At 31.6% G+C, this 7,307-nt stretch carries 6 protein-coding genes and 1 other RNA gene; all 7 read right to left on the bottom strand.

Going from position 1 to position 7,307, the window contains the following annotated elements; genetic code table 11:
- Positions 1–119: 119 nt before the first annotated feature.
- Positions 120–2,876, bottom strand: coding sequence for a DNA methyltransferase (locus CUN59_RS02590; RefSeq protein ID WP_104386366.1), 2,757 nt, complete (start codon positions 2,874–2,876; stop codon positions 120–122).
- Between the two features lie 115 nt (positions 2,877–2,991).
- Positions 2,992–3,930 (bottom strand): DUF4435 domain-containing protein, encoded by a 939-nt coding sequence (locus CUN59_RS02585; protein ID WP_104386365.1) that lies wholly within the window; start codon positions 3,928–3,930, stop codon positions 2,992–2,994.
- On the bottom strand, positions 3,930–5,306 hold the full coding sequence (locus CUN59_RS02580; RefSeq protein WP_104386364.1) for an AAA family ATPase: 1,377 nt from the start codon (positions 5,304–5,306) through the stop codon (positions 3,930–3,932). Before CUN59_RS02580 ends, CUN59_RS02585 begins: the two co-directional genes overlap by 1 nt.
- 133 nt (positions 5,307–5,439) lie before the next feature.
- Positions 5,440–5,801, bottom strand: an RNA gene (rnpB, locus tag CUN59_RS02575) — RNase P RNA component class A.
- A gap of 167 nt (positions 5,802–5,968) precedes the next feature.
- The gene (locus CUN59_RS02570; RefSeq protein ID WP_243406848.1) at positions 5,969–6,646 is read right to left on the bottom strand and encodes a hypothetical protein; all 678 of its coding nucleotides are present in this window, start codon (positions 6,644–6,646) and stop codon (positions 5,969–5,971) included.
- Entirely contained in the window at positions 6,612–6,740 is a 129-nt protein-coding gene (locus tag CUN59_RS22270; RefSeq protein WP_279327284.1) for a hypothetical protein, read from the bottom strand. The genes CUN59_RS02570 and CUN59_RS22270 overlap by 35 nt, the downstream gene beginning before the upstream one ends.
- A 99-nt stretch (positions 6,741–6,839) precedes the next feature.
- Positions 6,840–6,989, bottom strand: coding sequence for a hypothetical protein (locus tag CUN59_RS21280; RefSeq protein WP_165790143.1), 150 nt, complete (start codon positions 6,987–6,989; stop codon positions 6,840–6,842).
- Positions 6,990–7,307 lie beyond the last annotated feature (318 nt).

The raw sequence follows: 7,307 nt of genomic DNA, 5'->3' as shown, positions 1-7,307 counted from the left end.
AAATAAGAATTTCAACTCCTCCAAACTTGAGGGATTTAGAGGGCTAAATAATCATAAAACGAAGACAGAAGTGTGCATAACCTAAATGAAATTGAGTATGCAATTAAAAAAATATAACTTTATGGCGAATTAACTGCTTTTTTTGTTCTTTTCTTTTTCTCTGGTTTGAGTAGGGGAGCATTTAAAGCTTCATATTGACTAAATAAAAATTCAATTCGATTTAATTCACTGACAAAGGGCTGGGGACGATAACATAAGTCTACAGCTTTATCTAATATTTGATGGGCTTTTACTAGGTCTGGTGGCATTGCCAAGGGATCATACAAATCGGCTAAACTACTATCAGGATATTTTGCTCTGGTGTCTAATACTGCTTGCGCGGCTATTTCTACTTTCTGTTTTTGTTTCTCATTGACGTTTTCAGGAAAGGGATAGTTATTATAAACAATGGTATTGGAATAACGAAAACGACTTTCTAATCTTCCGCATACATATTTTACCCATGTCATGTGCATTTCTGAAGTGAGAATACCAAATAAATAGACAGTAGCATTAGGGATGATTAAAGATGAATAATTGGCAATTACATCTTCCGATAAAAAACCCATTGGTATGTAATTTCTTTTTTCAGAAGACACAACAGGAATCATTAAGTAGCTTGAACTAGGTTGTCTATCTTCCATAAAACGAGTTGGAAAATTTGACCATTTTCTAGTTGCTTCTTTTTTGCTTTCACTTCTCCATTTTCTAACTGACTCTACTCTTCTACTTATTTCAGGATTATTTCTAATTTCTTGAGGGGTTGCATCTTTTAACCATAAACAGTATCTTGTAAATTTGTTTATTAGTTCATCAGAACCAATAAATTTTCTAACTATGTGTTCTAAGGACGGATATTGATCGAGAAAATTTTTTGCTTCCTGTTCTGTCAATATAAAATTACCATCATCAATTGCTGCATTTCCTTTTATCATAGATTGCATATTATGAATCGGCTTACTAATTGATTGTATTAAAATATCTCCCCCATCTACAAGATAAGAATTAATACTTTTGACTATACGTTCTGTTGGTTCACCTTTAATATTCACATAATCAAATATTCTTTGATTTTCGATATCATGCAAACCAAAACCAATAATAATACAATGTACAGCAGCATTACCTTTAGATTCATTACTCCAACTAAAAGTACGATGAGCAAAATGAATTTTTATATGATATTTATTCTTTAATTCTTGCCATAAAATACCAACTTGCTCACCCTGACAAATTGAGCTTGTACTAACAAAAGCACAACGAATATTAGTCTTTTGAATCAATTGAGCAGCTTTGACATACCAAGCAGTTACATAATCTAAAATACCAGCATTTTTGACACCATAAAAAATTTTACTCATATCACACTTTTGCTGATTATTTTGATTTCTGGAACCATAAAATGGGGGATTTCCTAAGATAAAACTTAACTTTCCCTTCTCTACAACTGTTTCCCAGTCAATTCTCAATGAATTACCATGAACAATTTTCGCAGACTTAGTTAAAGGAACTCTGAAAAAATATTGACCAAATTCATGACTAACCTGAATATTCATTTGATGATCAATTAACCACATTGCCACCTCAGCAACACGCACCGCAAACTCATCATATTCAATACCCATAAATTGATCTACATTAACCTTAATAATATCTTGAATATTAATAAATTGCTGTCCATTTTTATTCAATGCTTGCAAAATTTTAATTTCTAAGTCTCGCAATTCTCGATAGGTGATAATTAGGAAATTACCGCAACCACAAGCAGGATCAAGAAAATGCAAATCAGCTATTTTTTGATGAAATTCTTTAAGTTTAACAAAATTAGTTTTTACTTTTTCCAACTCTAAATATAAATCATCTAAAAATAGAGGTTTAATCAATTTTTGAATATTTTTTTCAGAAGTATAATGCGCGCCTAAATTACGCCGTTCTTGAGGCTTCATCACTGCTTGAAACATTGAACCAAAAATAGCAGGTGAAATTTTACCCCAATCTAAAGCACAAGCTTTTAACAACATTTCACGCATTTGGCTATCAAAAGCAGCAGGTTGTAAAACTTCCTCAAATAGCTTACCATTTACATAGGGAAACTGAGCCAAATTAGTATCTAAATTTGTTAATCTTTTTTCCGGTGGTGTATTTAAGATATGAAAAATAGAAGCAATGTGCATTGCTAAATCACTACCATCGGATTTAGTATGTAAATCAATATATTCCCAAAAAACACCTTTATCAAAAATGCCTGTATCATCAGCAAATAAACAAAACAGCAACCGCACTAAATAGACTTCTAAGTCATGACCTGTATAGCCGACTCCTTCTAATAAATCATGCAGCTTACCCATTAATTCAGCGGCTTGGATATTTACAGGATCTTCGTCTTTATAAGTCCGCTTTTCATATCCTGCAATAAAACCGAATAAATGGACTTGATTAACAAAATCTTTGAGTTCAAATTCCGTGATAATATCAGTATCTAAATCGTAGAGTTTAAACTTTTGAAAGTCCGAAACTAAAATATATTTTGGTAATTCATGTTCTTTCAATCCCGGAAAATAGTCTTTAGCCTGTTGGATGGCTTTATCTAGACTTTTTCCCCTAGATTTATGTTCTACTAAAATTACACCTTTCCAGAGTAAATCAATAAAACCCTGTTTATTATCGGCTTTTTTTACAGATTGTTCAAATGTCGCCACCCGTCGCCGAGAAATACCAAAAACATGAAAAAACCCATCCCAAAATGATTTAGCTTCTGCATCTTCTGAGGTTTCATCTTCCCATTCTTGAGAAAAGGCGATCGCTCGGCTTTTGATTTCGTTCCAACTTAAAGGCATAGTTAATAATTTCTGGGCAAAAAATAGTGGTTTTAAGTTTATATATATCTTGCAGTTTCTTAATTAGAACTGCTAAGTAATTGCTGTTCTAGGGAATCATATACTACATAATACACTATTTGATCACTTGCATTAAATAAATATTCAAACTCTCAGGGGTTTCAGCATGGTCACTAAATATTTTAAGTGCTTGTTCATTGCTAAGGATAGGACTTGGACTGCTATGGTCATTATTAAAAGCGAAACTTAATTTTTCGCTGATAAACAATTTGCTTTTATTAGAGTCTATTAAAATTAATTTTAAAAAGATTAACAAAAACCACATTTCATATTTACCTCTAAAAACTTGATAATATTCACAATTAGTAAACTCGTCAATTTTATTATTTAAAGTATCTGCTGGAATTTCTGGAGCATTTGGAAACTTTTGTTGAATTTTTTCCAAGTCATAATTTACCGAAACTGACTCTAAAGTTAAATAAATAAAATCTTTGGGAAATTTATCATCTAGTTTTACACCTGTTTCTGTTCCTGTAGTATTTCTAATTGCTATCAAACAAGCATACCAAGCATTAAATAAAATTGTAGCTTGATGAAACTCTTCTTGTCTATCTTTAAAAAAAGTTATACAAACTTGAAAATCTGGATCACTAACCTCTGATAAATGAAATTCATTTTTGAGAATTTCTTTAAAAACATTTACTGAAACATAAAAATTTTCAATGGAATAACAAGGTGTTTCAAATATTGGTGGGTTATGAGGTGCTAAAGGTTCATTAAAATCTCTATCAATGAAAAATGCTTTTTTATATTTATCATATTCTCTATGAATATTAACAAGTCGGTAAACGTCTAATACTTTATCTCTACCACCGCACATAACTGGGTGATAGTTATCTGTAAAATGCTTGATTCTTGGCACATAATAAGCATTATCTTTACCTTCAAAAAAACAAAATAGACCATCTTTACCTTGTCTTGTATGCAAGGCAAATTCTTGATAGGCAACCTGGGATTTATTCCGACTCTGTTTGAGTTTATCTAAGTATGACATTAGGCTATAATCTTTCTTGAATTTTCCGAAGGTTGAATATATTGATCTAATCCAATAGCATATTTATCTAGTTCATTATCAAAAATAAATGGAGAGTGAGTTACTGCTAAAAGTAATTCGCATTTTCCTGAATTGATAATATCTGGAAGTAATTGTTGTTGCCAGATCATTGATAATGATAATTCCGGTTCATCAAAAAGTATAATAAATCTTTTGTCACTTTCAGAAAGGTATATTTTGGAAAATATAGAAATAATTTGCTTTTCTCCAGAAGAAAGTTTACTCAAGTCAATTTCAGAATCAGTTTTTTCTGATTTGATAAATATTTTGATGGCACTTTCATCATAAAATACCTTTTTATTGATTAAATATTTATTACAAACGTCTTTAAATTTTTTTGCCAAATCATCTAATTCTTTTTGTTTGTCATATATTTCTACTAACTTGTTCAGAATATAAGTTAATGATGGATTTTCAAATGATTGATTTTTAACGCTCTTCCTAATTTCATTTTTATCATTTTCAGATAATTCTTTACCAACTCTTGCTAAAATAATTTCAATATCATTTTCATTAATTTTACTTAAAAAATTATTATCTGTTTTAGAAAATCCTTTTACTAATTGACTTAAAATTTCCGAAGTGATTTTAGAAAATCCTTCTTTTAAGAGTTTATCAATTTTACTTTCAATTTGAGTAAAACGTTTTTTAACATCATCCATTCCAAACTGGATAAGTGTATTTTCTTGCTTCAAAATCTCATCATTGTAACCTAAATTATATAAATCCTCTTCAACACGTCTGTATGTTGGAAAATACATAATGTCACTACCTTCAATACCGGATTCAATTTCCTCTTTACAGTTTCTAAAAAATTGGTTTGATAAATTTTCCTTATTCATTTCGACTTGCTCAAAAACTCGAAATAGATGAGTTATAGGATATTTTCTGAACTTGGGATTATATTCAAATTCCATTTCTAATTTTCTTCTATTACCTTTGACTTGTATAAATCGAGTTCTTAACATCTCAAATTGAGAATAACCAACCTCATTAATAAATTCCTTAACTATTGGATTATCATAAATTCCTTTAGTCAATTCATTTACACTAGCTTTATCTATTTTAATAGGATTTCTGTCATTAAATTCTAAAATCAATTGATCAAAACTGAATTCATCAAGTCTAAAAAAATTTCTTGTTAAAGTATAATAAAAAAGATTTAAGACTTGAGTTTTACCAATCCCATTTTCACCAACTAGTATCTTTATATTTTCATCGAAAGGAATGTGTATATCATCTGTTCCAAAAAGACCATACACAGAAAAAGATTTTATATTACTTGTGTTCATTTTATTGTCCATATTAATAGCCATAGCTATATATTATGTCATAAGTTGTCAAATAGCTCTATTCAAAATTTCATTAGCTAAAATGTTTCAGTCTCTCCTCTTTTCTGTAGTAATCTAAAAAACGAACTATGGAAAATAAAATCCATAATTCGTTTTCCAAGAAAGTCGGTAGTAAGCCGGGTTCTGTTCTCTTACGAGGGCAGTTATCTATCTGGGATGGTTGTTACCAAACACCTCTAGCGGCTCTTGTTTGCGGAACTGGTAAAAGACCAACCGTAGTTCCTGTGGCCTTGCTTCCAACCGGGGTTTACCGAGCCAACGCCTCTCGACGCTGCTGGTGCGCTCTTACCGCACCTTTGCACCCTTACCAACCAATAAATTGACTGGCGGTATCTTTCTGTGGCACTATCCTCACGATCGCTCGCACTGGACGTTATCCAGCAAGTTTGGTCTTTCGGAAGCCCGGACTTTCCTCAAATCAGTCTTAAAGACTAATCTGCAACTGCCTACGCCTACTCTCTTCTTTCTCTATTTTACATTTGATTGCATACTCTGTACTAAGTAGGTGAACCGAAAAATTTAAAGGTATGTGAAGAAAAGTAAAATCGCCCAAAACTCTCTTCGGTGTTCCCTGTTCCCTTGCCCCAACGACAATTTTTAACGCTAACCTACTTACTACCTGAAAATCACTTTTCCTTATTCCAGGGTAGCGCGTAAGTCCATGGGAGTTTTTTAATAGTAAAAGGACAATTAATAATTGAAACCGGAGGAACATTTATCCCCGGAGAAATACCGACTCTCATTTCGGAAATTCGCAGCACAATTTGTAATGAAAATTCTAAATCTTTTTTACCATCTATAAAGTCTTTATATAGCTTCTTTTGCTTATCATTTTTTTTGATAGCAGCAACATTAATTAGAGGTGAAGCTGGTTGATAAATACCTGATTCTTTATCTCGTTGAAAAACATCTTCTGCGGTAACATTTTCAGAAATTGTCTTTTTAGGAGCAATAATAGTAGGAACTTGGGGTATAGCTAAATCGCGGGTTAAATCAGGAGATTTACGAATCACTCGCCGGGACTGTTTGGTATGTTCAACGACAAAAGAACTATTATCCCAGTCAACATATATGGCAATACTATCTGATTTATTTTCAATACTCATTGATAATTCTTTTAGATCAGTTTCTATCTTATCTAAACCATAATTACCTGTTTTAAAAGAAATCTCCACAGTATCTTGAAGATTTTGTTCTTTTAATTGATCATCAACAGCACCTTTTTGAAAATCAACTTCTACTAAATCGTCTATAGATTCAATCATGCGATTAAATGTGTAATAGACGGTAAGCATATAAATCATCAAAATAATCAGATTTTGGTCGCCACTTTGCATTTTTATAACCCTGATTTTCTACCCATTGGTAGATGGTAGCATAGTCTGAACTATGATTCATCTGATTTTTGTGATCAAGATTTTCAGATGTGTCATGGTCAATGATTAGAGTAAATCATCTAAATAATATCAATCATCAAAATCATAGTTTAGACATTAATTAACTGGCGTGTTCCCAGTCGCTGAGTGATTCAGACTGTTGAGTTTTTTTAGCATTAGTTTTACTGACTGGTACTTTAGGAGTACCAATATCCACAGATGGAAAAGACTGTTTCTTTTTCTTAGATTTGCTCTCTTGTATATTAGTCATGGCTATTTTCACTTCCTTAAAACTGTAAACCTCATTTACATTATCAGCTTTAATTTATTAAATCCCGGATAGAAGATTGAATTTATTATTAAAAGTTCATGGTTCTTCAGTACCTAATATGCAAAATCTAGTCCAAAAAATTTCGGAAAGCTTGCTATACATAAGAAATAAGCCATAATTTTGAACATTATTACAAAATATTGCCTCTTTTCCCTGTTCCCTGTTCCCTGTTCCCTGTTCCCTCTTTCAGAGTGGTTATTTAGCATAACAAGTACAGTAGAACCAAGTTCATCAATCTATAACCCACATTCCGCACTT

It is taken from the genome of Cuspidothrix issatschenkoi CHARLIE-1, assembly GCF_002934005.1.
In the GTDB taxonomy this organism is placed as follows: domain Bacteria; phylum Cyanobacteriota; class Cyanobacteriia; order Cyanobacteriales; family Nostocaceae; genus Cuspidothrix; species Cuspidothrix issatschenkoi.
Note: the sequence above shows the minus strand (reverse complement) of the source record. Positions and strands in the feature narration are given on the sequence as shown.